Genomic DNA, 1,817 nt, shown 5'->3' with positions numbered 1-1,817 from the left:
GCAAACCTCGAAATAAAATTTAATTTTAGGCTCTGTTCCAGAAGGGCGAATCGTAATTTTTGTATTATCTTTAAGTATATATTGAAGAACATTCGACTTTGGAAGAGTTATATCTTTTATCTTTTTTCCGTCATTTGCATAAACTTCTTTTTTCTCATAATCGCTTATATGAACGACTTCCACGCCAGAAATTTCTTTCGGCATATTATTTCTATAATAAGTCATCATATCTTCAATCGCTTTCGCTCCGTCCGCTCCTTTTTTGGTTATCGAAATTGTCTCTTCGTAAAAATATCCGTATTTTTCGTAAAGACTTTCCAAATAATCGGCTAAAGTCATATCGTTGTCTTTACAATAAGCCAGAATTTCCGCAAAGATTAAACATGAACTCACGCCGTCTTTATCTCGCACATTTCCGTTTATGCAATATCCGAAACTCTCTTCAAAACCGAATAAATAATTTCCGTCTTTCTCTCTTTCTATAATGTCGGCAATCCATTTGAAGCCCGTCAATACATCGAATAGTTTTACATTATTCGCGTCCGCTATAGTTCTTGCAAGTTCCGTTGTAACTATTGTTTTTACCACGAAAGGATTTTTAATATTTTTTTTATTTGTTATTAAGTAATTCAAAATTATTGAGCCGATTTGGTTTCCCGTAAGATAAATATAATTTCCGTCTCTGTTAAGCAATGCGCATCCCATCCTGTCGCAATCTGGGTCCGTTCCCATTACGAGTTCCGCTCCGATTTCTTTCGCTTTATCGACAGCCATTTTCAAAGCTTCGGGATTTTCGGGGTTTGGAGAGTCAACGGTTGGAAAATTTCCGTTTGGAGGCTGAACGGTTTCCAAAGTCGTTATATTCGTAAACCCAGCTTTTTTCAATGCCATTGGAACCATTTTATAGCCCGAGCCATGAATCGGAGTATAAACTATTTTTATATCGTTATGTTTTTTGATAATATCGGGATTAACAAGATAGCCCATCAAATCGTTCATATATTTATCTTCGATATCTTTTCCAATCAAACTTACTTTTGAATTATCGCCCATTTTTACTTCTTCGGGGCTAACTTTCAAAACTTCGTCAATTATATTTTTATCATGCGGAGGAATCACTTGCGCGCCGTCAGTCCAATAAACTTTATAACCGTTGTATTCTTTTGGATTATGGCTCGCCGTCACGACTATTCCCGCAATGCATCCCAAACTTCTAACCGCGTAAGACAAAAGGGAAATTGGATGAATATCGTCATACAAATAAACTTTTATTCCGTTTGAAGACAATATTTCCGCGGCAGTTTTTGAAAATATATCGGAATTATTTCGCGAGTCGTATCCAATCGCAACTTTAAAATCTTTGCCGTTTTGTTTTAAGATATAATTTGCCAAGCCTTGAGTAGCGCGTCCAACCGTGTATTTATTCATTCGGTTTGTGCCTACTCCCATTATTCCTCGAAGCCCGCCCGTTCCAAATTCCAAATCTCTGTAGAATGCGTCCGTAAGTTCTTTTTCGTTTTTTGAGTTAAGCAAATCTCTTATTTCTTTTTTTGTTTCTTCGTCATAAGCGCCGTTAAGCCATGAATTAATTCTTTCTTCAATATTTTTTTCCATTGTAAACACCTTTTAATAAAACTAATAAAAAAATTTCTTTAATTTAATTTTTGTTTTATTTATTTAAATTTATTTATTTTAAATTATTTAATAAAAGAATTATATTATACAAAAAGGATATAATCAAGTAAAATACTTATTCACAAATATTAAAAAATTTTAATTAGGAATATGTTTTTTGGCATGAACTGTCCAACTAATAC

Annotated in this window: 1 protein-coding gene; it reads right to left on the bottom strand. The window is 33.8% G+C overall.

Going from position 1 to position 1,817, the window contains the following annotated elements; genetic code table 11:
- Positions 1-1,614: phospho-sugar mutase (locus EZH24_RS11115; protein WP_137999175.1), on the bottom strand; the 1,614-nt coding region annotated here is incomplete at its 3' end.
- Positions 1,615-1,817 lie beyond the last annotated feature (203 nt).

This window comes from Brachyspira catarrhinii (assembly GCF_005518285.1).
GTDB classification, from domain to species: domain Bacteria; phylum Spirochaetota; class Brachyspiria; order Brachyspirales; family Brachyspiraceae; genus Brachyspira; species Brachyspira catarrhinii.
This window is presented reverse-complemented; position numbering and strand designations above follow the sequence as displayed.